Below are 22,963 nucleotides of genomic sequence, written 5' to 3'. Positions count from 1 at the left end.
TTCGGGGGCCGGGGCGTCTTGCCTTGCCCCCCTTTTCCGCAGGAGTTTTCCCATGCCCCGTCTTGCCCCGCTTGCCGCCACCCTTCTGCTGGCGGCGACGCCGCTTGCCGCGCAGGACATCGTCGTCTCGTCGAAGATCGACACCGAGGGCGGGCTTCTGGGCAACATGATCCTGCTGGCGCTGAAGGATGCCGGGTTGCCGGTGCAGGACAAGCTGCAACTGGGCGGCACGCCGATCATGCGCGACGCCATCGTCGCGGGCCAGATCGACATCTATCCCGAATACACCGCCAACGGCGCCTTCTTCTTCAACGAGGGCGACAGCGAGGTGTGGAAGAACGCGGCCCAGGGCTATGCCCGCGTGGCCGAACTGGACAAGGCCCAGAACGACATCGTCTGGCTGAAGCCCGCGCCCGCCAACAACACCTGGGCCATCGCCCTGCGCCAGGACGTGGCCGAACCGAACGGGCTGGCCAGCATGTCGCAGATGGGCGCATGGATCGCGGATGGCGGCGCGGTCAAGCTGGCGGCGTCCAGCGAATTCGTGACCTCGCCCGCAGCCCTGCCCGCCTTCCAGCAGGCTTACGGCTTCACCCTGACGCCCGACCAGCTGGTCCAGCTTGCGGGCGGCGACACGGCGGCGACCATCGCGGCGGCGGCGCAGCATACGTCGGGCGTGAACGCGGCCATGGTCTATGGCACCGACGGGGCGATCGCCGAGGCGGGCCTTGTGGTGATGGAGGACGACAAATCCGTCCAGCCGGTCTATCAGCCCGCGCCGATCGTCCGGGCATCCGTCCTTGCGGCGCATCCCCGGATCGCCGAGGTGCTGGAGCCGATCTTCGCATCCCTGACGCTGGAGACGCTGCAAACGCTGAACGGGCGGATCCAGATCGGCGGCGAACCCGCGGCGGCGGTGGCCGAGGATTACCTGACCCAGGCGGGCCTTCTGGACTGACCGATGCGGCGGCTGTCGCCCCCGGCGGTGCTGTTCGCCCTGATCGGGGCGGCCGGGCTGGTCCTGCCGCTGGTCCAGTTCAAGGCGAACCGGATCGTGCCGGGCGCGGGGGTGGGGCTGGCCGACCTGCCGTCCGGCGGCGCTGTCATCGCGGCGATTGCCGCAGTTCTGGCGCTTGGCTGCCTTGACCTCTGGCCTGCCGCGCCGCGCCTGATCGCGTCCCTGGCGGGGCTGGTCGGGGTGACGCTGATGCTGGGCGCTGCCGCGACGCATCTGCCGCCGCCCGGCAACACGCTGGCGCGGGTCGCCCCGGCGGCGGGGTTCTGGCTGCTGGCGCTGTCCTTCGGGCTGATGCTTGCCGATGCCGTGAACCGCCTGCGCCCGTCGCTGGCCGCGCGATGGCTGTTGCTGGCGGCGGTGCTGGCGCTGGCGGCCGCGATCCTCGCCTCGGGCGCGCTGGACGGGGTGTCGGTGATGCGCGAATATGCCAGCCGCCGCGACCTGTTCCTGCGCGAGGCGCGGGCCCATCTGGCCCTGGCCTTCGGATCGCTGGGGCTTGCGCTGTTGACGGGCATTCCGGCGGGCATCGCGATCTTTCAGGCCCCCCGGTGGCGCGGGCCGGTGCTGGGAGTGCTGAACATCCTGCAAACCATTCCGTCGCTGGCGCTGTTCGGCATCATGATCCCGATTCTGGGCTGGATCGCCGCGACCGTGCCCGGCGCGGCCTGGGCCGGGCTGTCGGGGATCGGCGTGGTGCCCGCGCTGATCGCGCTGTTTCTGTATTCGCTGCTGCCGGTCGTGTCGAACACGCTGGCCGGGCTGTCGGGCGTTCCCGCCGCCGTCCGCGACGCCGCCCTGGGGCTGGGCATGACGCGGGGGCAGGTGCTGGCGCGGGTGCTGGTTCCGCTGGCCCTGCCGGTGCTGCTGGCGGCGGTGCGGATCGTGCTGGTCCAGAACATCGGCTTGGCGGTGATCGCCGGTCTGATCGGCGGCGGCGGCTTCGGCACCTTCGTCTTTCAGGGGCTGAACCAGACGGCCATGGATCTGGTCCTGCTGGGCGCGCTGCCGACCATCGCCCTGGCGCTTGTGGCGGGGATCGCGCTTGACCTGCTGGTCCAGGGCGCGCGCAGGGAGACCGCATGATCGAGATCCGACATCTGACCCGGTTCTATGACGGCGTGGCCGTGGTGAAGGATGTCAGCCTGACGGTGGACACCGGGCAGCTGGCGGTGCTGGTGGGCACCTCGGGGTCGGGCAAGACGACGCTGCTGCGGATGATCAACCGGCTGGTGCCGCCCTCGTCGGGTCAGGTGCTGATCGACGGCGTGGATACCGCGACCCTGCCCGCCCATCTGCTGCGCCGCCGGATCGGCTATGCCATCCAGGGAAACGGGCTGTTCCCGCACCGGACCGTGGCCCAGAACATCGCCGCCGTGCCGCGCCTGCTGGGCTGGTCCCGCGCCCGGATCGACGCCCGCGTGGACGAACTTCTGGCGCTGTTCCAGATGGATCCCGCCACATTCCGGGACCGGATGCCGCACCAGCTGTCGGGCGGACAGGCCCAGCGGGTGGGCGTGGCCCGCGCGCTTGCCGCGAAGCCCGACCTGCTGCTGATGGACGAGCCGTTCGGCGCGCTCGACCCGCTGATCCGGGCCAAGGCCCAGGACGACCTGCGCCAGATCCAGCGAAGGCTGGGCACCACGCTGATCCTTGTCACCCATGACATGGCCGAGGCCGTGGATCTGGCCGACCGCATCGCGGTCATGGACGGCGGCCGGTTGCTGCAATACGACCGGCCCGAACGGATCCTGACCGACCCGGCCACGCCCTTCGTGGCCGACCTGATCGGCCCCTCGGACCGGGCGCTGCGGCTGCTGTCGCTGGCGCGGGTGGCCGAGATCGCCGCGCCGGGCCAGGCCAGCGGCCCGCCCATACCGCCAGAATCCAGCCTGCGCGACGCCCTGGCCGAATGCCTGTGGAGCGGGCGGGACGCCCTGCCCGTCCGGGGCGGCGGGGTCGTGACGCTGGACGCCCTGCGCGCGCGGGCCGGGCGGCGACGATGATCGCGCGGATCCTGCCAGTCCTGGCGGGGCTGGCCCTGCTGGCCTTCCTGGTCTGGCCCGCCGGTTTCGCGCCGCTGTTCCGGCCCTTCACCCGCAACGACGCGCCAGCGATCTATACCCAGACCAGCCTGCTGTCGCTGACCCTGTCGCATCTGGCCATCGTCGCCCTGGCCGTCGCAGCCTCGACCCTGGTGGGGCTGCTGCTGGCGATCCTGGTCACCCGCCCGGCGGGACGCGAGTTCCTGCCCTTGGCGCGCACGGTGACGGCGGTCGGCCAAACCTTTCCGCCGGTCGCGGTGCTGGCGCTTGCGGTGCCGGTGATGGGCTTCGGCACCGGGCCGACGCTGGTGGCGCTGTTCCTCTATGGCCTGCTGCCGGTGTTCGAGAACGCCTTGGCCGGGCTGACCGGCCAGCCCCCGCCCGTGGCCGACGCCGCGCGGGCCATGGGCCTGACGCCCGCCCAGCGGCTGTGGCAGATCGACCTGCCGCTGGCCCTGCCGCTGCTGCTGGCGGGGATGCGGCTGACGGCGGTGATCTCGCTGGGGACGGCGACCATCGGATCGACGGTGGCCGCGCGCACCCTGGGCGAGGTGATCATCGCCGGGCTGCTGTCGTCGAACACCGCCTTCGTGCTGCAAGGCGGGCTGGTGGTCGGCATCCTGGCGGTGCTGATCCACCACGGGTTCCAGGCGGCCGAGCGTCGGGTCCGGGGGCGGATGGGGCTGGCGTGAGAACGCTTGACCGGCGAAGGCTTTGCCTTCCCGAACCGCCGGGCCTCAAGGGCCCGGCCAGCGTCCGCCCGCCCCCCGGCCTGTCGGGCGCCGGCCTTCCGTGGTCATGGGATTGCGCCGTCTCTGGCGGCAAGGTCGGGAAAAGGGCGGGGGAAACGTATGCGTTTCCTGATCCCGCCCCAACAGGTCGCTTTGCTTAAATCGCCACCGGCAGCACGTGCCAGATGTCGTTCATGTATCCCCGGATGGTGCGGTCCGACGAAAAGAACCCCGCCCGCGCGATGTTCAGGCAGGCCATCCGGTCCCAGGTCGCGCTGTCGCGATAGGCGGCGTCGATCCGACGCTGCGTGGCGAAGTAATCGTCGAAATCGCTGGCGACCAGGAAGGGATCGTCGTTCCAGGTCCGGTCCAGCAGCGTGTAATAGGATTCGGCCCGCCCGAACCGGCCTTCGGAAATCAGTTGCAGCGCGTCCCTCAGTTCCCGGCTTTTCTCGATCGCGCGGCGGGCATGGCCGGGGCGGGAGGCCTCGGCCGCGGCCTGGTCGGCCTTCAGCCCGAACAGGAAAAAATTCTCGGCCCCCACCAGGTCGCGGATTTCGACATTCGCCCCGTCCAGCGTGCCGATGGTCAGCGCGCCGTTCAGCGTGAACTTCATGTTGCCGGTCCCCGAAGCCTCTTTCCCGGCGGTGCTGATCTGTTCGGACAGATCCGCCGCCGGGATCAGATCCTCGGCCATCGAGACGTTGTAGTTCGGCGGATAGGCGATTTGCAGGTATCGCGCGGTGACCGGATCGCTGTTGATGGTCGCGGCCACGTCGTTGATCAGATGGATCACCGATTTCGCCAGCCAGTATCCGGGCGCCGCCTTGCCGCCGAAGATCTTGACCCGAGGCGTCCAGTCGCCGTTCGGATCGTCGTGGATGCGCTGCCACAGGGCGATGGCCTCCAGGATGTTCAGAAGCTGGCGCTTGTATTCGTGGATGCGCTTGACCTGGATGTCGAAGATCGCGTCCGGGTCGGCCTTGATCCCCAGGTCGGCCAGAAGGCCGTTCGACAGCCAGACCTTGTTGGCGCGCTTGACCTGGCCCAGCGCCTGGCAAAGGCCCGCGTCTTCGGCATGGGGCTCAAGCCCGCGCAACTGGTCCAGGTCGGTGGTCCAGCCTTCGCCGATGGTGTCGTCCAGAAGCCGCGCCAGGCCCGGATTGGACATGCGCATCCAGCGGCGCGGGGTGACGCCGTTCGTCTGGTTGACGATCCGGTCCGGGTGCAGCCGGTGCAGGTCGGCAAAGACCGTGTTCTTGACCAGTTCGGTATGCAGGGCCGAGACGCCGTTGACCTTGCTGGCCATGATGAAGGCCAGATCGCCCATCCGCACCTGGTCGTGCTGGACGATGCCCACCTGCGGCGGGCGGGCGGTGGCCCTGCGGTGGTCGTCGTCGATCATCTGGATGATCTGCATATGGCGCGGCAGCACCCCGCCCATCAGCCAGGTGGACCAGCGTTCCAGCGCCTCGGGCAGCAGGGTGTGGTTGGTATAGTTCAGCGTGCCCCGTGCCAGATCGCGGGCCTGGCCGAAGGGCAGCCCGTGATCGTCCATCAGCAGCCGCATCAGTTCCGGCCCGGCGATGGCGGGATGGGTGTCGTTCAGCTGCATCGCCACCTTGTCGGGCAGCAGGCTCAGGTCGCCATGTTCCTGCATGAAGCGGCGCAGGATGTCCTGCAAGGACGCCGAGGTCAGGAAATATTCCTGCTTCAGCCGCAGTTCCTTGCCCGATTCGGTGGTGTCGTCGGGGTAAAGGACGCGCGACAGGGTCCGCGCCAGCGCCTCGGGTTCGGCCGCCGCCGTATGGTCGCCCGCGTTGAAGCGGCGCAGATCCAGCAGCGTCGTCGGATGCGCCCCCCACAGCCGCAGGGTGTTGGCCCAGTTGCCGCCCCAGCCGATCACCGGCGTGTCATAGGCGCGCGCGATCACGCTTTCGCCCGGACGCCAGAGGGCGCGGCCATCGACCGTCTCGACATGGCCCTTGAAGCCCACGGTATAGCTGTAGTCGACCTTGACGAATTCCCAGGGATGGGGCTGGTTCAGCCAGTCCTCGGGCGTCTCGACCTGCTGGCCGCCTTCGAAGCGCTGGCGGAACAGCCCGTGTTCATAGCGGATGCCATAGCCGAAGGCCGGGCATTGCAGCGAGGACAGCGATTCCATGAAACAGGCCGCCAGCCGACCCAGCCCGCCATTGCCAAGCGCGGCGTCGGGTTCGTTGTCCAGGATCTGCTGCTGGTCCAGGCCCAGCATCCGCAACGCCTCGGCCATCGGCTTTTCCAGCCGCAGGTTGATGATCGCGTCGCCCAGCATCCGCCCGATCAGAAATTCCATCGACAGGTAACAGACCCGCTTGGCCCCCTGGTCGCGCGCGGCGCGGAAGGCATCGACCCAGGTGCCCGCCATCAGGTCGCGCACGGTATAGCTGACCGCCATCCGCCAGTCGAAGGGCGTGGCGAATTCCGCCCCGCGTCCCTGGCTGTGCGTCAGGTGGTGAAGGATCTGGTCGTGCAGGGCCTGGGCGGTGGGAACGTTCTGCAAATCAGCCTCTCGCAGGGGAATCACGTTGCGGCATCGGACGGCCAGACTACCGCCCGAGGGTTGATTTTTGTTGCCAGCTTTGCGGCCCGTTGGAAAGGGCTGCCGCGCGTTCATCACCCAGCGATGCCTGCCGCGCGGGCGGCCCGGTCAATCGCCCGCCAGATCGCACAGCACGAAGGCGACCACGCTTTCAGCGGCGATCCGTTCGACCGGGCCTGCGGGATCGTCCGGCTGGCGGTCGCGGGCGCTGTCCAGCCGCCTGCGCCAATGCCCGCCCTGGGTGGGATCGGGCAGGCGCACGGGCGTGTCGGGACCGTTGTTGAACACCACGAAGATCGCCCCCGGCAGCGCGGCATAAGGGGGCGTGCCCGATGCCATGCGCATTTCGGCGGCCAGCAGGCGCAGGCCGGGATCGGCCCAATCCTCGGGCGTCATGGGGGCGCCGTCGGCGCGGCGCCAGAACAGGTCGGGCAGCCCATCCTGTTCGCGCGGCTGGCTGTGCAGAAAGCGGCGCTGGCGCAGGATCGGATGGGCCTTGCGAAAGGCGATCGCCTGACGGCAGAATTCCAGAAAACCCGGATCCGCGCTCAGCCAGTCCACCCAGCCCAGCGGATTGTCCTGACAATAGGCGTTGTTGTTGCCGGCCTGGGAATTGCCCAGCTCGTCCCCGGCCAGGATCATCGGCGTGCCCTGGCTCAACATCAGCGTGGCGAACAGGTTGCGGCGGCGGCGGTCGCGGCGCGCGCGGATGGCGGGATCGCCCGCCGGGCCTTCCACGCCCATATTGTCCGACAGGTTGTGGTCGTGCCCGTCGCGATTGCCTTCGCGATTCGCCTGATTGTGCTTGTGGGAGTAGCTGACGGTATCCATCAGCGTGAAACCGTCATGGGCGGCGACGAAGTTCACGCTGGAGGTCGCCGCCCGCCCGTCATGGTCGAACCGCGCCGCCGATCCGGCAAGGCGCTTGGCCAGCTTGCCGACCATGCCGGGATCGCCGCGCCAGAAGCCGCGCACCTGGTCGCGATAGCGGTCGTTCCATTCGCAGAACGGCGCCGGATAGCTGCCCAGCCGATAGCCGTCCGGCCCCAGATCCCAGGGTTCCGCGATCAGCTTGACGCGGTTCAGGACCGGATCCTGCCGGATCGCCCGGAACAGCGGCGCGTCGCGGTCGAAGACGCCGCGCGTGCGGCCCAGCACGGAACACAGATCAAACCGGAAGCCGTCGACATGCATCGCCTCGACCCAGTAGCGCAGGCTGTCCATCACCAGCCGCAGCACGAAGGGATTGTCGAGGTTCAGGACATTGCCCGTCCCCGCGTCGTTGACATAGAAGCGCCGGTCCTCGGCCAGCCGGTAATAGGCGGCGTTGTCGATGCCGCGAAAGCTCAGCGTCGGGCCAAGCTGGTTGCCTTCGGCGGTGTGGTTGTAGACCACGTCCAGGATCACCTCGATCCCGGCCTGGTGGAACCGCGCGACCATCTGCTGGAATTCGGCGATGTCGCCGTCGCGCATATAGCGCGGCTCGGGCGCGAAGAAGCCATAGGACATATAGCCCCAGTAATTCACCAGCCCCCGGTCGGCCAGGAAGCGGTCGTCGGCGAAGGCATGGACCGGCAGTAGCTCCACCGCCGTGACGCCAAGCCGGTTCAGGTGGTCCAGGATCGGATCCGAGGCCATCGCCAGATAGCCGCCAGGCCGGTCCACGCCCGGATGCAGCATGGTCAGGCCCTTCACATGCGCCTCGTAGATGACCGTTTCGGTCAGCGGCCGGCGCGGAGGGCGGTCGCCGCCCCAGCTGAAGGCCGGGTCCACGACCACGCAGCGCGGCATCTGCGCGGCGCTGTCGCGGCGGTCGAAGGACAGGTCGGCATCCGCGTGCCCGGCGCGGTATCCGAACAGCGCGTCATGCGGGCGCGGGCTGCCGGTCAAGCGCTTGGCATAGGGGTCGATCAGCAGCTTGTTGGGGTTGAAGCGATGCCCGTCCATGGGGCGATAGGGACCAAGCACGCGGTATCCATACCGCTGTCCCGGCGCCAGACCGGCGATATATCCGTGCCGGACATGGCCCTCCCGCTCGGGCAGGGGGATGCGGGTCTCTCGGTCATGGTCGTCGAACAGGCACAGGTCCACCCGGTCCGCGTGCTGCGAGAAGATGGCGAAATTGACGCCCGCCCCGTCGAAACAGGCGCCAAGCGGGAAAGGATGTCCCGCCGTGATCGGATCAGTCATCGTTGCGTCGCAAGCCCTGCATAAAGCGCGGCATAGGCCCGTGCCGACTGATCCCAGCCAACCGGATGCGCCATCGCGTTCGCCACCAGCCGGGACCATGTTTCGGCGTCCTTGTAAAGCAGGCACAGCCGGGCCAGCGCGCCGCGCAGCGCATCCGCCGTCACCGGAGAAAACTGGATCCCCGTCGCCACCCCCCGCGCCAGCGCGGCGGGCGAGGCGTTGATGACCGTATCGGCCAGCCCCCCCGTCAGGCCCACCACCGGCACGGTGCCATAGCGCAGCCCGTACATCTGCGTCAGCCCGCAGGGTTCGAACCGCGAGGGCACCAGGATCGCGTCGGCCCCGGCGATCAGCCGGTGCGACAGCGCCTCGTCATAGCCGATGCGGACAGCGACATGGGGGTTCTGCTCGCCCAGGGTGCGGAAGGCGTATTCCAGCCCCGGATCGCCCGATCCCAGAAGCGCCAACTGCCCGCCATGGTCCAGCAGCGCGGGCAGGGCCTCGGGCACCAGGTCCAGGCCCTTCTGATGGGTCATGCGCGACACGATCACGCATAACGGGCCGTCGGCGTCGGGCAGGCCCATCTCGGACCGCAGGGCGGCCTTGTTCGCGGCCTTGCCCGCCAGGCTGTCATAGGGCTGGATCGCCGGATCCGTGGCGGGGTTCCAGGCGTCGGTGTCGATGCCGTTCAGGATCCCCGTCAGCGCCTCGCGCCGGTATCGCATCACCCCGTCCAGGCCCATGCCGTATTCGGGGGTCATCAGTTCCTCGGCATAGGTCGGCGACACGGTGGTCAGCGCGTCGGCCCCCATCAGCCCCGCCTTCAACGCCGAAATGCCACCCCAGAATTCATAGCCGTCGACCGTGAAGCGCCCCGGATCCAGCCGCAGCGAATGCATCCGCCCGGCATCGGTCCTGCCGATGAAGGCGATGTTGTGGATGGTCAGCACCGTGGCCGGGCCGCCGCCCATCTGGCGCAGGTATTCGGTGACGAAACCCGCCTGCCAGTCATGGCCGTGCAGCACCTGCGGATGCCAGCCGCCCGCGCCGTGGACGCCCAGATGCGCGCCGACCCAGGACAGGGCCGCGAAGCGTTCGGGATTGTCGGGCCAGTCGCGCCCATCCGGGCCAAGATAGGGGTTGCCCGGCCGGGCGAACAGATGCGGCGCGTCGATCACCAGCAGGTCCAGCCCCGCCGCCCGCCCCGCCGTCACGCGGGCGGGCGCGCCGAACAGGTCGTCGAAATGCGCCACCTCGGCCCCGTCCTGCAAGGCCGCCGTCACCGCCGGATAGCCCGGCAGCAGGATGCGCATGTCCACCCCCTGGGCGCGCAGGGCGGCGGGCAGCGCGCCCGCCACATCGGCCAGCCCGCCGGTCTTGACCAGAGGCGCGCATTCCGAGGCGATCGACAGAACCCGCATCACAGGGCTGCCGCCCGCCGGTCCAGCATGTCCTGGGTGATCAGGGTGATGCCGCCCTCGCTGACCCGGAACCAGCGGCCATCCTCGGCCGGATCCTCGCCCACGACCAAGCCCTCGGGGATGACGACGCCCCGGTCGATCACCGCGCGGGTCAGCCGGGCCCGGCGCTGCACGGTGACATAGGGCAGCGCCACGACGTGATCCAGCTGCGCATAGCTGTTGGTATGGACCTGCGTGAACAGCAGGGAATTGCGGATTTCCGTCCCCGAGACGATGCAGCCCCCCGACACCATCGACGACACCGCGATGCCGCGCCGGTCCTTTTCGTCATGGATGAACTTGGCGGGCGGCGTCGCCTCGGAATAGGTCCAGATCGGCCAGTCGCGGTCCCACAGGTTCAGTTCGGGCGTGAAATCCGTCAGGTCGATATTGGCCTGCCAGAAGGCATCGACCGTGCCCACGTCCTTCCAGTATGCGGGCGCGCCGGGATCGCGGACGCAGGACACGTCGAAGCGGTGCGCCATGGCCTTGCCGTTCTTCACGATGGCGGGGATCAGGTCATGGCCGAAATCATGGCTGGAATTCGGATCCTCGGCATCCTTTTGCAGCAGGTCGCGCAGGAACGGCCAGTTGAAGACATAGATCCCCATCGACGCCAGGGCGCTGTCGGGATCGTCCGGCATCCCCGGCGGATCGGCGGGCTTTTCCAGGAACGAGGTGATGCGCCCGCTGTCATCGACGGCCATCACGCCGAAGGCCGTGGCCTCCATCCGGGGCACGGTCAGGCAGCCGACGGTCACGTCCGCGCCGCTTTCGCAATGCTCGCGCAGCATGATCTCGTAATCCATCTTGTAGATATGATCGCCCGCCAGGATGATGATGTAATCGACATCATAGCTGTCCACGATGTCGATGTTCTGGGCCACCGCGTCGGCGGTGCCGCGATACCACATGGATTCGTCGTAACGCTGGCTGGCGGGCAGGATGTCCATGAATTCGTTGCGCTCGGCCCGGAAGAAGTTCCAGCCGCGCTGCACGTGCCGGATCAGGCTGTGGGCCTTGTATTGCGTGGCGATGGCGATCTTGCGGATGCCGGAATTCATCGCGTTCGACAGCGCGAAGTCGATGATGCGGGTCTTGCCGCCGAAATAGACGGCGGGCTTCACGCGGCGGTCGGTCAGTTCCCGCAACCGGCTGCCCCGCCCCCCGGCCAGCACGAAGGCCATCGCGCGCCGGGTCAATCGTTTCTCGGCCATTCAGACATCCTCCCCATGGTCTTCCTTGCCCGCGACGAAGATCACCACCGACAGGGGCGGCAGCATCACCGCCATCGAGGCGGGCTGCCCGTCCTGCGGCGCCTCGGTGGCCGTCACCCCGCCAAGGTTGCCCTTGCCGCTGCCGCCATAGAGTGCCGCGTCGGTGTTGATCGCCTCTCGCCAGGGTCCGGCCTGCGGCACGCCGATGCGGAAACCGGCGCGCGGGACGGGCGTGAAGTTGCAGGCGACCACCACCGGCGGATCGCCGGGATCGCCGCGCCTGATCCAGACATAGGTCGATTGCGCCGGATCGGTCGCGACCCACTGGAACCCGTCGGCCTCGGCGTCCTTTCGGTAAAGCGCGGGCGTGTCGCGATACAGCCGGTTCAGGTCGCGGACCAGGGCCTGCACGCCCTGATGCCGGGCTTCGGCCGCTGCGGGCCAGTTCAGTTCGCCATTGTGGTTCCATTCCTCGGGCTGGGCGAATTCGCAACCCATGAACAGAAGCTTCTTGCCCGGATGGCCCCACATGAAGCCGTAATAGGCGCGCAGATTGGCGAATTGCTGCCATTCGTCGCCCGGCATCTTGCGCAGCATCGACCCCTTGCCGTGGACCACCTCGTCATGGCTGATCGGCAGGATGAAGTTTTCCGAAAACGCATAGATCAGCCCGAAGGTCATCAGGTCGTGGTGATAGCGCCGATGCACCGGATCGCGGCTCATATAGCGCAGCGTGTCGTTCATCCAGCCCATGTTCCATTTGAACCCGAAGCCCAGCCCCCCCGCATCGACGGGGGCCGAGACCTTGGGGAATGACGTGCTCTCCTCGGCCACGGTCATGATGCCGGGCGATTCCGCATAGGCGGCGACGTTCATGTCGCGCAGGAAGTCGATGGCTTCCAGATTCTCGCGCCCGCCGTGCTTGTTGGGGATCCATTGCCCCTCGCGCCGGGAATAGTCGCGATACAGCATCGACGCCACCGCATCCACGCGCAGCCCGTCGATATGGTATTCCTCCAGCCAATACAGCGCGTTGGCGATCAGGTAATTGCGCACCTCGGTCCGGCCATAGTTGTAGATCAGGGTGTTCCAGTCCTGATGGAACCCTTCGCGCGGGTCGGCATGTTCGTAAAGCGCGGTCCCGTCAAAGCGCGCCAGCCCATGCGCGTCGGTCGGGAAATGGCCGGGCACCCAGTCCAGCAGCACGCCCAGCCCCGCCTCATGCGCGGCCTCGACCAGGTCGCGGAATTCATGCGGCGGGCCAAAGCGGATGGTCGGCGCGTAAAGCCCCACCGGCTGGTATCCCCAGGATCCGTCGAAGGGAAATTCGCTGACCGGCAGCAGTTCCAGATGGGTGAAGCCCATGTCGCGGGCATAGGCCACCAGATCGCGGGCCAGTTCCTTGTAAGACAAGGGCCGCCCGCCCTGATCAAGACGCCGCCGCCAGGATCCCAGATGCACCTCATAGATGCTGATCGGCGCGCGGCGGTCCTGCGCCTCGGCGCGGCCCGCCATCCAGGCCGCGTCCTTCCAGCCATAGCCGGAAATGTCGCGCACCACGCTGGCCTTTTCCGGCGGATGCTGGCTGCCGAAACCCACCGGATCGGCCTTCATCAGCAGCCCGCCATCGGCGCCCAGGATCTCGTATTTATAGAGCGCGCCTTCCGCCACTCCGGGCAGGAAAATCTCCCACACGCCGCTGCCGCCGATCCGGCGCATGGGATGGCGCCGCCCGTCCCAGGCGTTGAACGGCCCCACGACCGACACGCGCCGCGCATTGGGCGCCCAGACCGCGAAATGCGTCCCCGCGACGCCCTCATGCGTGATCACATGCGCCCCAAGCGCCTGCCACAATCGCCGATGCGTGCCCTCGCCCAGCAGGTGCAGGTCGATGTCCCCCAGCACGGGGGCAAAGCGATAGGGGTCGTCGAACACCCATTCCACCCCGCCCGCCGACCGCGCCTTCAGCCGATAGGCACCGTCCACCCGGCCCCGGAACAGGTCGCCGAACACGCGCTCCAGCGGAACCTCGCCCGCTTCGGTCACGGCCGAGAGGGCGGCGATGTCGGGATGGAAGACGGTCAGCCAGCCATCATGCGGCCCCAGGATGTCGAACGGCCGGTCGCAGCGCCCGCCGGACAGGGCGGCGATGTCGTCATTCGTCAGGCGCAAGCGTTCCGGCCTCTGTCCCATGCACCCACCTTAACCGGCCCATCAATCGGGGCAATCCGTCTCATAACGCCGAAACCGCCTTTCCGGTGCCACGTTGGTGGTGTTCTATCGGCGCGAAGCCGAACCTTGCAGGAGAGCGGAATGACCGAATGGTGGCGCGACGCGGTGATCTATCAGATCTATCCCCGCAGCTTTCAGGACAGCGACGGGAACGGCATCGGCGATCTGCCCGGCATCACCCGGCGGCTGGACCACGTCGCCTCCCTGGGGGTGGACGCGATCTGGCTGTCGCCGATCTTCACCAGCCCGATGAAGGACATGGGCTATGATGTCAGCGATTACTGCGACATCGACCCGCTGTTCGGCACGCTGGCGGATTTCGACGCGCTTGTGGCCCGCGCGCATGAGTTGGGGCTGAAGGTCATCATCGACCAGGTGATCAGCCATTCCAGCGACCGCCACCCCTGGTTCGCCGAAAGCCGCCACAGCCGCGACAACGACCGCGCCGACTGGTATGTCTGGGCCGATCCGAACCCCGACGGCACGCCCCCCAACAACTGGCCCTCGGTCTTCGGCGGCCCGGCCTGGGAATGGGAGCCGCGGCGGCGGCAATATTACCTGCACAACTTCCTGATCGAACAGCCCGACCTGAACCTGTGGAACCGCGACGTGCAGGACGCGCTGCTGGACACGATGCGCTTCTGGCTGGACCGGGGCGTGGACGGGTTCCGGCTGGATACGGTGAACTATTATTTCCACGATGCGCGGCTGCGCGACAACCCGCCCAACCCCGACCATGCGGGACCGGACACCTATAACCTGCAACGCCACATCTATTCCAAGAACCGCCCCGAAAACATTCCCTTCCTGAAGCGGATGCGCAAACTGACCGACGAATACGACGCCCGGATGATGGTGGGCGAGGTGGGCGACGGCGGCGACAGCGCGATCCGCATCATGGCCGAATACACGGCGGGCGGCGACCGGCTGCACATGTGCTACAGCTTCGAGATGCTCAGCCCGCAATTCACCGCCGAACATTTCCGCCACACGATCGAGGGCGTCCATAACAGCGCGCCCGACAGCCATGCCTGCTGGTCCTTTTCCAACCACGACGTGTTCCGCCACGTCACCCGCTGGCTGCCCCATGCGGAATCGCCCGAAGCGATCGCCCGGCAGGCGGCGGCGATGCTGCTGTCCTTCCCCGGCACCATCTGCCTGTATCAGGGCGAGGAGCTGGGCCAGACGGAAACCGAACTGACCTATGACGACCTGACCGACCCCCCGGCCCTGCGCTTCTGGCCCGAGGTCAAGGGCCGCGACGGCTGCCGCACGCCGATGGTCTGGGACGACGGCGCCAATGCCGGGTTTTCCGACGCCAGGCCGTGGCTGCCGGTCAAGGAACCCCAGGCCGCGCGCCATGTGGCGGGCCAGCAGGAAGGCAACGACAGCGTGCTGTCGGCCTATCGCGCGACCATCGCCTTTCGCAAGTCCCAGCCGCCGCTGCGGCGGGGCGAAACGTCCTTCCTGGACCTGCCCGAACCGATCCTGGCCTTCCATCGCGGCATCGGCGGGCAGGCGCTGACCTGCGTGTTCAACCTGTCCAAGACCCCGGCGACGCTGACGCTGTCGGACAAGGCGGATCTGACCGGCCCGTCGCAGGCCGCCCTGTCGGGCCGGGTGCTGAGCCTGCCGCCCAACGGCTTTGCCTGGCTGGACCGCGCGGTCGGCCTGCTGGCCTGACCTCAGCCGGGATCGCGGCGCAGGAACAGCTCATAGGCCAGATAAAGACCGGCGGCCCCCGACAGAAGCGCCCAGAAGGGGCTGCCGGCATAAATCTCGACCCCCGCCCAGGCCAGCGGCACGGCCACGCACAGGATCCGCACCCACAGGTGCCGGAAGAACGGCGCATTCGGATCAACCAGCATCTTTACGGCTCCTGCTTTTGCCTTGGTTCAAATATCCTCGGGGGGTCCGGGGGGCGAAGCTCCCCCGGCCTTTACAATCCCGCCAGCCACGGCGGCGCCCCGGCAAAGGCGTCGGCCACATGATCGACAAAGGCGCGGGTCTTCCTCGGCATCGGCCGGACCGGCGGCCAGACCACGCTGATCGGCAGGGACCGCTGCGGCAGGCCCGGCAGCAGCCGCACCAGCCGCCCGTCGCGCAGCGCGTCATGGACGATGAACATCGGCAGCAGCGCAAGCCCCAGCCCGCCGATCGCCAGGTCACGGATCGCATCGCCATTGTTCGCGGTGATCGGTCCCAACGGCGGCGGCGCGATGCCGTCGAAGGGCCAGATGTCGCCCAGCCGGGCGTTCAGATATCCGATGGCGCGGTGCCGAGCCAGGTCGGCGGGCGCGCGGATCGCGCCATGCACACCCAGGTAATCGGGGCTGGCCACCAGGACGCGCGGATCCTCGCAGACGCGGCGGGCCATCAGGCTGCTGTCCTTCAGCTCACCGATGCGCAGGCCCGCATCGAAACCCGCCCGGCCCAGGTCGGCCAGCTGGTCGTCGTAATCCAGCACGATCTCCAGCCCCGGATGGGCGCGGGCGAAACCGGCGATCACCGGGCCGAGATGGCGGATGCCAAAGCTCATCGGCGCGGCGATGGCCAGCCGGCCGCGCAGATCGTCCTGCGCGCCCACGCTTTCGGTGGCGGCAATCAGTTCGGCAAGCGCCGGGCGCAGCCGCTCGGCCAGGGTCAGCGCGGTGTCGGTGGGCGCGATCCGGCCCGCGTTGCGGACGAACAGGGCCACGCCCAAAGCGGCCTCGAAATCGCTGATGCGCTTGCTGACGACGGATTTCGACAGATCGGCCCGTGCCGCGGCGGCCGATATGCTGCCCGCGTCCAGAACGGACAGGAAGGTCTGGATGTCGCTGATCGACCAGTTCATGCCGCAACCATAACCGCCGCCCGCCCGTTCGCAAGAAGCGAACGCCGCTTTGCGCAGGGGGCGGCTGTTCCGAACGGGACCGCCGCGCCATATTGGCGTCGACCAAGGACAAGGAACCGCATCATGCAACTGACCGGCATCCATCACCTGACCGCCATCACCGCCGACGCGCCCGGCAACAACCGCTTCTATACCGAAACGCTGGGCCTGCGCCGGGTGAAGAAGACCGTGAACCAGGACGACACCTCGGCCTATCACCTGTTCTTCGCGGATGGCGCGGGCACGCCCGGCACCGACATCACCTTCTTCGACTGGCCCGCCGCCCGCGAACGGCGCGGCACCCATTCGATCAGCCGCACCGGGCTGCGGGTGGCGGAAGCCAGCCTGGAGTTCTGGGCCGCGCGCCTGGCCGACCTGGGCGTGTCGACCGGCAGGGTGGCCGCGCTGGACGGCCGCGCCAGCTTGGATGTCGAGGATCCCGAAGGCCAGCGCCTGCGCCTGGTCGCCGCCCCCGATCCGGCGGGCCAGCCCTGGGACCGAAGCCCGGTTCCGGCAGAACACCAGATCCGGGGCCTGGGGCCGGTCACCATCTCGGTCCCCGACCTGGCTCCGACCGAGGCCGTGCTGACCCAGGCGATGAACATGCGGAAGGTCCGCGACTATCCCAGCCCGGACGGCGAAGGCCAGATCCATGTCTTCCAGATGGGCGACGGCGGGGCGGCGGCGGAACTGCATGTCGCGGTCCAGCCCGGCCTGCCCGTGGCCCGGCAGGGCGCGGGCGGCGTCCATCACGTCGCCTTCCGCGTGCCCGACCCCACGGCCCTGACCGAATGGACCGCCCGCCTGCGCGGATTGCGGATCGCCAATTCGGGCGAGGTCGAACGGTATTACTTCCGCTCGCTCTATTTCCGCGAACCGGGCGGCAACCTGTTCGAACTGGCGACCGACGGTCCCGGCTTCGACGTGGACGAACCGCGCGAGACGATGGGCCAGGGCCTGTCGCTGCCCCCCTTCCTGGAGGGCCGCCGCGCCGCCATCGAGGCCGGGCTGAAACCGCTGGACTGACCCCGGCGCCGGGGGCACCCTGCCCCGGCATCGTCACAGGAGATCCCATCATGACCACCATCCTCGGCCTGTCGGGCAGCCTGCGCCGCGCCTCGTTCAACAGCGGGCTGCTGCGGGCCGCGCGCGACGGGGCGCCCGAAGGCGTCACCATCCGCATCGGCGACATTTCCCAAGTGCCGCTGTATAACGGCGATCTTGAGGCTGCGGACGGCACGCCCCCCGCCGTCGCGGCGCTGAACGATCAGCTTGCCCAGGCCGATGGGCTGCTGCTGGTGACGCCGGAATACAACAACGGCATCCCCGGCGTCTTCAAGAACGTCATCGACTGGATGTCGCGCGGCGACGGCCTGGCGCTGTTCGTGAACAAGCCCGTCGCGGTCATCGGCGCCTCGCCCGGCGGGTTCGGGACGACGCTGGCACAGACGCACTGGCTGCCGGTGCTGCGGACCCTGCGGACCCGGCCCTGGTGGGACGGGCGGCTGATGGTGTCGCGCGCGGGCGGGCTGTTCGACGCGGACGGCAGCCTGACCGACGACAAGACCCGGCAGCTGCTGGCCGATTTCATCGCGGGCTTCGCGGCCAGCCTGCGCACCGGAAAGGAAACCTCATGACCCCCGCCATCGACCACGTCGCCCTGACGGTGCGCGACCTGCCCGCCATGACGGCGTTCTATCGCGACGCTCTGGGCCTGAACCCGCTGGGCGGCGACGGCGAAACCGCGCGGCTGGGCGCGGGCGGGCGGACACTGCTGGAACTGCGCGGCGACCTCGCCGCCCGAACCCGCGATCCGCGCCAGGCGGGGCTGTTCCACACCGCCTTCCTGCTGCCGGAACGCGCCGATCTGGCCCGCTGGCTGCGCCATGCCGCCGAAACCCGCCTCCACCTGACCGGCGCCAGCGACCACGGCGTCAGCGAGGCGATCTATCTGGACGACCCCGAAGGCAACGGGATCGAGATCTATTGGGACCGCCCGCCATCCGAATGGCAGCGCGACGGCGACCGGATCCGGATGGTCACGCTGCGGCTGGATCCGGACGGCCTGCTGGCCCTGGCCGACCGGCCCTGGTCCGGCGCGCCCGACGGCAGCCGCATCGGCCATGTCCATTTGCAGGTGGGCGACCTGGACCGGGCCGAGGATTTCTTCGCGGGCGATCTGGGGCTGACGCGGACCTTCGACGGGCCGGGCGGGGCCTGGTATGGCTGGAACGGCTATCACCACCACCTGGCCGGGAACGTCTGGAACAGCCGGGGCGCGGGTCCGCGCGACCGCGGCACGACCGGTCTTGCCGAGATCGCCATCCGCGATCCTGCCCGCGCGGGCAGGACGATCGCCGACCCTTGGGGAACCCCGTTCCGCTTCCTGTGACGCCGCAGGGGGCGTGCCTGCACGCTCCTTATCCCAGATCCGCCCGTTCCCCCGGCGCCGTCGCGAAGGCATCCGCCCATTCCGGGTGCCGGGCATAGCGCGCCGCGACATAAGAACACAGCGGAACGATCCGAAAGCCCGTCTTGCGGGCATCGGCGACCATCGCATCCACCAGGGCGCCCGCCGCGCCGGTGCCGCGCAGGGCCTCGGGCGCGCCGGTATGATCGGCGCTGATCCGGTCCGGGCCGCGACGGGTGAAGGTCAGTTCGGCCTCGGCACCGATGCCCGCCACGCGCGCCACATAGCGGCCGTGGCGGGGGTCGATGTCTTCCCTGGAAATCGCGATCTCAGCCATCCTGCGGTCCTTTCATCCAATCCGCGGCCTCTGCCAGGTCGTCGGGCGACAGGTCATGCCCGCCCGCGACCACCCGCGCGTCCAAGGTCGCGCCGCGCGCCGCCAGCCAGTCGTTCAGGCGCGGCGCGTGCGGACCATAGGGATCGCGCGCCCCGGTCAGGGTCAGCACCGACAGGCCGGTCAGGTCGGCCTGCGGCAGATCCTCCAGCACCGCCATCGGCCGCATCAGGATCGCGCGGCGGATCAGGCCGGGAGAGAGGCCCATCACGGCGGCCGCGAAATTCGCGCCGTTGCTGTATCCCATCACCGTGATCCGCGCCGGATCCAAGTCATAGGCCGCCACCGCGCCCTGCCAGAAGGCCGCGAAAGCTTCGGCCTCGGCGCGGATGTCGTCCTGGTCGAAGCTGGTCATCGAGGTGCGGCGGAAGAATCGCGCCACGCCCTCCTCGGTCGATCTTCCGCGCACGCCCAGCAGGGTCGCGTGCGGCGCGATCCGGTGGGCCAGCGGCATCAGGTCGGCCTCGTTCCCGCCGGTGCCGTGCAGCAGCACCATGACCGAGCCGTCGGGCTGGTCGGGCTGGCGCAGCCGGTGAACGAAGGGAAGCTCTCTCATCCTTATCCTTTCCTCGCCCGGCCGGGCGAATTGAGGCAGTCGCAGGGGCAAATCCTCGGTCCCGGCAAGATGCGGCGGGATCATCAGGATCCGCCCCAGGCGATCCGCATCCTCGTCCACCGCCATGCCCGGCCCGTCGGTCGCAAGCTCGATCAGCGTATCGCCCGGTTCACGGACGTATAGGGACATGAAATAGGTGCGGTCGTGAACCGTCACATCGCCCGCGTGGCGGGCCTTCAAGGCATCGTGATGGCGCTGCAATGCCGCCGCATCGGGCACCCGCAGCGCCACATGGTCGACGACCCCGGTCCCCGGAATACCCGGCACGAAGCCCGAGGCGTCGCGAATGTCGATGGCGTCGGTGTCCGACAGCAGCCGCCGCAGCCCGCCGTCGGCGCCGCCGTCGCGATAGCCGAAGGGGCGCAGAAAGGCGGCGGTCTGATCGGGAACCTCGGACCACAGGGTCACGGCGCGCAGGGCGGCGGGGGCGGCGGGCCAGCCGGTATCGGGCAGCTCCAGGCCCACCAGCTTGACGATGATGCCATCAGGATCCTTCAGCCGCAGCACGGATTCGCCGAATTCGCGGACCGGGCCTTCGATGCGCAGGCCGCGCTGCATGGCGCGGGTCAGCCAGTCGCCGATCCGGGCGCGCGGGATCGCCAGCGCGATTTCCGCCACCCGGCCATGGCCGGTGCGGCCCGGCGCGCCGTCCTGCCAGACCAGGAAGCTGACCAGGCTGCCGGGCGTCCCGGCGGGATCGCCATAGAACAGGTGCAGCTGCTCGGCATCCTCGAACCCCGCCGTCTGCTTGACCAGAGACAGGCCCAGAAAGCCCATCCAGAAATCGACATTCGCCTGAACGTCGCGGGTGATCGCCGTCACATGATGGAGTCCGCTGGTCATCGCCCTTCCCCCGGCTTGAAAAACTATCGCGCCAAGATGCGGTTCCGCGCGCGGCCGCGCCACCGGCCTGCCCGCCAAACCGGCGTTCGGTCCCGCCGAACATGCGCGGGCTTGGCACCTTGCGGCAACCGACCATATCCTTGTGACGACAGGAGGAACGACATGAGCTGGAACCCCGCCCTGACCCCCGGCTGCCCCGACGAGATCGGCGCGGACGCCATCGAGACGCTGATCATCCCCCGCGCCCGCGACCTGGGCGGGTTCGAGGTCCGCCGCGCCCTGCCCGCGCCGAAACGCCAGATGGTCGGCCCGTTCATCTTCTTCGACCAGGCCGGCCCGGCCGAATTCCTGACCGGCAAGGGCATCGACATCCGCCCCCATCCCCATATCGGCCTGGGCACCGTCACCTATCTGTATCGCGGCGATTTCCACCACCGCGACAGCATCGGGTCCGACCAGATCATCACGCCGGGCGCGCTGAACTGGATGGTGGCGGGCCGGGGCGTGACCCATTCCGAACGCACGTCAAAGGCCGGGCGCGAGGGGCCGCACAGCCTGTTCGGCATCCAGACCTGGATCGCCCTGCCCGAGGCGCACGAGGATATCGCCCCCGCCTTCGAACATCACGGCCGCGACGCGCTGCCGGTGATTCGCGACGCGGGCATCGACGCCCGGCTGATCCTGGGCCGGGCCTATGGCGAGACGGCGCCCGCGACGATCTATTCCGACACCTTCTATCTGGACGTGACGCTGGATCCGCGCGCCCGCTTTCCGCTGCCCGGCGATCACGAGGATCGCGGCCTCTATGTCACCCAGGGCAGCATCCGCATCGCCGGGCAGGATTTCGAGGCTGGGCGGATGATGGTGTTCCGCCCCGGCGACGCGATCACCGTGCAGGCGGGCGACCGGGGCGCGCGGCTGATGGCCCTGGGCGGGGCGACGCTGAACGGGCCGCGCCATATCTGGTGGAACTTCGTGGCATCGTCGCGCGACCGCATCGAAGAGGCGAAACGCCAATGGCGGGCCGAGCGTTGGGGGGCGGGTCTGTTCGACCTGCCGCCCACCGACCGGGCCGAACATATTCCGCTGCCGGAAAGGAACTGACATGACCATCAAGACCGCCGCCGCCACGGCCCAGGACGTGCTGGATTTCTGGTTCTCGGACCGGATGGAGCCGAACTGGTTCGCCAAATCCGATCAGGTCGACGCGGCCATCCGCGACCGCTTCGCCGCCACCTACGAGGCCGCGCATCGGCGCGAACTGGACGACTGGGCCGCCGCGCCCGAGGGCGCGCTGGCCCTGGTGATCGTGCTGGACCAGTTTCCCCGCAATATCTTCCGGGGCGACGGCCGGGCCTTCGAATCGAACGACCTGGCCCTGGAACATGCCCGCGCCGCCATCGACGCGGGCTTCGACCAGCAGGTGGACGCCAGGCGGCGGCAGTTCTTCTATTTGCCCTTCATGCACAGCGAGGATTTGCCGGACCAGACCCGGTCGGTCGAGCTGTACGAGGCCCTGGGCGATCCGGGCGGGCTGGATTATGCCGTTCAGCACCGCGACATCATCCAGCAATTCGGCCGCTTCCCGCATCGCAACGCCGCCCTGGACCGCCCGAACACCCCGGACGAGGATGAATTCCTGAAGACCCATCAAGGCTTCTGACGGCTGGACGGCGGGCTTGGACCGGATTATCTATAATCCATGACCCAGGAACCCCTTGCCCATCGCATCAGCCGCGAACTGGCGGCCCGCATCGTGTCCGGCCGGATCGCCCCCGGCGAACGTTTGCGCCAGGATCACGTCGCCGCCGAATTCGGCGCCAGCCATGTCCCGGTGCGCGAGGCGTTCCGGCAGCTGGAAAGCCGGGGCCTTGCCGTCAGCGAGCCCCGGCGCGGCTTCCGTGTCGCGGGCTTTTCGCTGGCCGAGGTGCGCGAAGTGGCCGAGATGCGCGCCGCGCTTGAGGTTCTGGCCCTGCGCCACGCCGCGCCGCACCTGACCCGCGCCCTCCTGGACCGGGCCGAGGACGCCACACGGGCGGGCGATCATGCGGGCGACGTGGAAACCTGGGAACGGGCGAACCGGCAGTTCCACCGGCTGATCCTGGATCCCTGCGGGATGCCGCGCCTGCTGAAATCCATCGCCGACCTGCATACCGCAAGCGCGCGCTTCCTGTTTTCCGGCTGGCGCGCGGAATGGGAGGCGCCGACCGACCGCGACCACCGCGCCATCCTGCACGCCCTGCGGTCGGGCGACGTGGACCGGGCGGCATCCGTGCTGGCGCGGCATGTCCAGTTCAGCGGCCAGAGACCGCGTTCGGGAAGTAAAGGGAATCCTTTCTCTTGATCTGATAGAT

At 68.7% G+C, this 22,963-nt stretch carries 20 protein-coding genes; 11 read left to right on the top strand and 9 right to left on the bottom strand.

The features are described from left to right. Positions 1-52: 52 nt before the first annotated feature. Genes osmF through PXD02_RS02905 form a run of 4 tightly spaced genes read left to right on the top strand, consistent with a single transcriptional unit; the run spans position 53 to position 3,752 of the window. Complete coding sequence (gene osmF, locus PXD02_RS02920) at positions 53-958, top strand: glycine betaine ABC transporter substrate-binding protein OsmF (protein ID WP_275105466.1); 906 nt, start codon at positions 53-55, stop codon at positions 956-958. Between the two features lie 3 nt (positions 959-961). Next, positions 962-2,101, top strand: coding sequence for an ABC transporter permease (locus PXD02_RS02915; protein ID WP_275105465.1), 1,140 nt, complete (start codon positions 962-964; stop codon positions 2,099-2,101). Beyond that, a complete protein-coding gene (locus PXD02_RS02910) occupies positions 2,098-3,021 on the top strand; it encodes an ABC transporter ATP-binding protein (protein WP_275105464.1) in 924 nt (307 codons plus the stop codon). The genes PXD02_RS02915 and PXD02_RS02910 overlap by 4 nt, the downstream gene beginning before the upstream one ends. Further along, positions 3,018-3,752 (top strand): ABC transporter permease, encoded by a 735-nt coding sequence (locus PXD02_RS02905; RefSeq protein ID WP_275105463.1) that lies wholly within the window; start codon positions 3,018-3,020, stop codon positions 3,750-3,752. The genes PXD02_RS02910 and PXD02_RS02905 overlap by 4 nt, the downstream gene beginning before the upstream one ends. A 196-nt stretch (positions 3,753-3,948) precedes the next feature. On the opposite strand, the gene PXD02_RS02900 is transcribed toward PXD02_RS02905, so the two are convergent. The 5 genes from PXD02_RS02900 to glgB all read right to left on the bottom strand — a co-directional run bounded on the left by PXD02_RS02900 (position 3,949) and on the right by glgB (position 13,432). Next, positions 3,949-6,354 carry a glycogen/starch/alpha-glucan phosphorylase gene (locus PXD02_RS02900; protein ID WP_473092066.1) on the bottom strand — a complete coding sequence of 802 codons (2,406 nt, stop codon included), beginning with the start codon at positions 6,352-6,354 and terminating at the stop codon, positions 3,949-3,951. 126 nt (positions 6,355-6,480) lie between these two features. Beyond that, positions 6,481-8,562 (bottom strand): glycogen debranching protein GlgX, encoded by a 2,082-nt coding sequence (gene glgX / locus PXD02_RS02895; protein WP_275105461.1) that lies wholly within the window; start codon positions 8,560-8,562, stop codon positions 6,481-6,483. Further along, the gene (gene glgA, locus PXD02_RS02890; protein WP_275105460.1) at positions 8,559-9,983 is read right to left on the bottom strand and encodes a glycogen synthase GlgA; all 1,425 of its coding nucleotides are present in this window, start codon (positions 9,981-9,983) and stop codon (positions 8,559-8,561) included. The genes glgX and glgA overlap by 4 nt, the downstream gene beginning before the upstream one ends. Continuing rightward, entirely contained in the window at positions 9,983-11,239 is a 1,257-nt protein-coding gene (gene glgC / locus PXD02_RS02885) for a glucose-1-phosphate adenylyltransferase (RefSeq protein ID WP_275105459.1), read from the bottom strand. Before glgC ends, glgA begins: the two co-directional genes overlap by 1 nt. After that, a complete protein-coding gene (glgB, locus tag PXD02_RS02880) occupies positions 11,240-13,432 on the bottom strand; it encodes a 1,4-alpha-glucan branching protein GlgB (RefSeq protein ID WP_275105458.1) in 2,193 nt (730 codons plus the stop codon). A 120-nt stretch (positions 13,433-13,552) separates the two neighbouring features. Between glgB and PXD02_RS02875 the strand changes: the two genes are divergently transcribed. After that, complete coding sequence (locus PXD02_RS02875) at positions 13,553-15,154, top strand: alpha-glucosidase (protein ID WP_275105457.1); 1,602 nt, start codon at positions 13,553-13,555, stop codon at positions 15,152-15,154. Positions 15,155-15,156: 2 nt separating this feature from the next. Here PXD02_RS02875 and PXD02_RS02870 read toward each other — a convergent pair whose 3' ends face one another. Together PXD02_RS02870 and PXD02_RS02865 are read right to left on the bottom strand one after the other, a co-directional pair. Next, positions 15,157-15,339 carry a hypothetical protein gene (locus PXD02_RS02870; protein ID WP_275105456.1) on the bottom strand — a complete coding sequence of 61 codons (183 nt, stop codon included), beginning with the start codon at positions 15,337-15,339 and terminating at the stop codon, positions 15,157-15,159. A gap of 71 nt (positions 15,340-15,410) precedes the next feature. Beyond that, entirely contained in the window at positions 15,411-16,307 is an 897-nt protein-coding gene (locus PXD02_RS02865; protein ID WP_275105455.1) for a LysR family transcriptional regulator, read from the bottom strand. 123 nt (positions 16,308-16,430) lie between these two features. On the opposite strand from PXD02_RS02865, the gene PXD02_RS02860 reads away from it, so the two are divergent. The 3 genes from PXD02_RS02860 to PXD02_RS02850 are packed head-to-tail and all read left to right on the top strand — an operon-like array spanning position 16,431 to position 18,738. After that, positions 16,431-17,372 carry a ring-cleaving dioxygenase gene (locus tag PXD02_RS02860; RefSeq protein WP_275105454.1) on the top strand — a complete coding sequence of 314 codons (942 nt, stop codon included), beginning with the start codon at positions 16,431-16,433 and terminating at the stop codon, positions 17,370-17,372. Positions 17,373-17,422: 50 nt separating this feature from the next. Then, positions 17,423-17,983 carry an NADPH-dependent FMN reductase gene (locus tag PXD02_RS02855; protein WP_275105453.1) on the top strand — a complete coding sequence of 187 codons (561 nt, stop codon included), beginning with the start codon at positions 17,423-17,425 and terminating at the stop codon, positions 17,981-17,983. Then, a complete protein-coding gene (locus tag PXD02_RS02850) occupies positions 17,980-18,738 on the top strand; it encodes a VOC family protein (protein WP_275105452.1) in 759 nt (252 codons plus the stop codon). Before PXD02_RS02855 ends, PXD02_RS02850 begins: the two co-directional genes overlap by 4 nt. Positions 18,739-18,766: 28 nt before the next feature. Here the strand turns inward: PXD02_RS02850 and PXD02_RS02845 are convergent, their stop codons facing one another. Then, positions 18,767-19,093 (bottom strand): GNAT family N-acetyltransferase, encoded by a 327-nt coding sequence (locus PXD02_RS02845; protein WP_275105451.1) that lies wholly within the window; start codon positions 19,091-19,093, stop codon positions 18,767-18,769. Next, on the bottom strand, positions 19,086-20,609 hold the full coding sequence (locus PXD02_RS02840) for a VOC family protein (RefSeq protein ID WP_275105450.1): 1,524 nt from the start codon (positions 20,607-20,609) through the stop codon (positions 19,086-19,088). Before PXD02_RS02840 ends, PXD02_RS02845 begins: the two co-directional genes overlap by 8 nt. A 162-nt stretch (positions 20,610-20,771) precedes the next feature. Here PXD02_RS02840 and PXD02_RS02835 point away from each other — a divergent pair, with 162 nt between their 5' ends. Genes PXD02_RS02835 through PXD02_RS02825 form a run of 3 tightly spaced genes read left to right on the top strand, consistent with a single transcriptional unit; the run spans position 20,772 to position 22,953 of the window. Beyond that, positions 20,772-21,713 carry a pirin family protein gene (locus tag PXD02_RS02835; protein WP_275105449.1) on the top strand — a complete coding sequence of 314 codons (942 nt, stop codon included), beginning with the start codon at positions 20,772-20,774 and terminating at the stop codon, positions 21,711-21,713. Between the two features lies 1 nt (position 21,714). Next, entirely contained in the window at positions 21,715-22,272 is a 558-nt protein-coding gene (locus PXD02_RS02830) for a DUF924 family protein (RefSeq protein WP_275105448.1), read from the top strand. A gap of 39 nt (positions 22,273-22,311) precedes the next feature. Continuing rightward, complete coding sequence (locus PXD02_RS02825; RefSeq protein ID WP_275105447.1) at positions 22,312-22,953, top strand: GntR family transcriptional regulator; 642 nt, start codon at positions 22,312-22,314, stop codon at positions 22,951-22,953. Positions 22,954-22,963: the final 10 nt, after the last annotated feature.

It is taken from the genome of Paracoccus sp. S3-43, assembly GCF_029027965.1.
Taxonomy (GTDB): domain Bacteria; phylum Pseudomonadota; class Alphaproteobacteria; order Rhodobacterales; family Rhodobacteraceae; genus Paracoccus.
This window is presented reverse-complemented; position numbering and strand designations above follow the sequence as displayed.

What these genes read in the sequence shown, in the direction of transcription:
- PXD02_RS02845 (WP_275105451.1), bottom strand. Translation starts at nt 19,093, where the DNA reads ATGGCTGAGATCGCGATTTCCAGGGAAGACATCGACCCCCGCCACGGC.
- PXD02_RS02830 (WP_275105448.1), top strand. Translation starts at nt 21,715, where the DNA reads ATGACCATCAAGACCGCCGCCGCCACGGCCCAGGACGTGCTGGATTTC.
- PXD02_RS02835 (WP_275105449.1), top strand. Translation starts at nt 20,772, where the DNA reads ATGAGCTGGAACCCCGCCCTGACCCCCGGCTGCCCCGACGAGATCGGC.
- PXD02_RS02850 (WP_275105452.1), top strand. Translation starts at nt 17,980, where the DNA reads ATGACCCCCGCCATCGACCACGTCGCCCTGACGGTGCGCGACCTGCCC.
- PXD02_RS02865 (WP_275105455.1), bottom strand. Translation starts at nt 16,307, where the DNA reads ATGAACTGGTCGATCAGCGACATCCAGACCTTCCTGTCCGTTCTGGAC.
- osmF (WP_275105466.1), top strand. Translation starts at nt 53, where the DNA reads ATGCCCCGTCTTGCCCCGCTTGCCGCCACCCTTCTGCTGGCGGCGACG.
- PXD02_RS02905 (WP_275105463.1), top strand. Translation starts at nt 3,018, where the DNA reads ATGATCGCGCGGATCCTGCCAGTCCTGGCGGGGCTGGCCCTGCTGGCC.
- PXD02_RS02855 (WP_275105453.1), top strand. Translation starts at nt 17,423, where the DNA reads ATGACCACCATCCTCGGCCTGTCGGGCAGCCTGCGCCGCGCCTCGTTC.
- PXD02_RS02875 (WP_275105457.1), top strand. Translation starts at nt 13,553, where the DNA reads ATGACCGAATGGTGGCGCGACGCGGTGATCTATCAGATCTATCCCCGC.
- glgX (WP_275105461.1), bottom strand. Translation starts at nt 8,562, where the DNA reads ATGACTGATCCGATCACGGCGGGACATCCTTTCCCGCTTGGCGCCTGT.
- PXD02_RS02910 (WP_275105464.1), top strand. Translation starts at nt 2,098, where the DNA reads ATGATCGAGATCCGACATCTGACCCGGTTCTATGACGGCGTGGCCGTG.
- PXD02_RS02825 (WP_275105447.1), top strand. Translation starts at nt 22,312, where the DNA reads ATGACCCAGGAACCCCTTGCCCATCGCATCAGCCGCGAACTGGCGGCC.
- glgA (WP_275105460.1), bottom strand. Translation starts at nt 9,983, where the DNA reads ATGCGGGTTCTGTCGATCGCCTCGGAATGCGCGCCTCTGGTCAAGACC.
- PXD02_RS02915 (WP_275105465.1), top strand. Translation starts at nt 962, where the DNA reads ATGCGGCGGCTGTCGCCCCCGGCGGTGCTGTTCGCCCTGATCGGGGCG.
- glgB (WP_275105458.1), bottom strand. Translation starts at nt 13,432, where the DNA reads ATGGGACAGAGGCCGGAACGCTTGCGCCTGACGAATGACGACATCGCC.
- PXD02_RS02860 (WP_275105454.1), top strand. Translation starts at nt 16,431, where the DNA reads ATGCAACTGACCGGCATCCATCACCTGACCGCCATCACCGCCGACGCG.
- PXD02_RS02870 (WP_275105456.1), bottom strand. Translation starts at nt 15,339, where the DNA reads ATGCTGGTTGATCCGAATGCGCCGTTCTTCCGGCACCTGTGGGTGCGG.
- PXD02_RS02840 (WP_275105450.1), bottom strand. Translation starts at nt 20,609, where the DNA reads ATGACCAGCGGACTCCATCATGTGACGGCGATCACCCGCGACGTTCAG.
- glgC (WP_275105459.1), bottom strand. Translation starts at nt 11,239, where the DNA reads ATGGCCGAGAAACGATTGACCCGGCGCGCGATGGCCTTCGTGCTGGCC.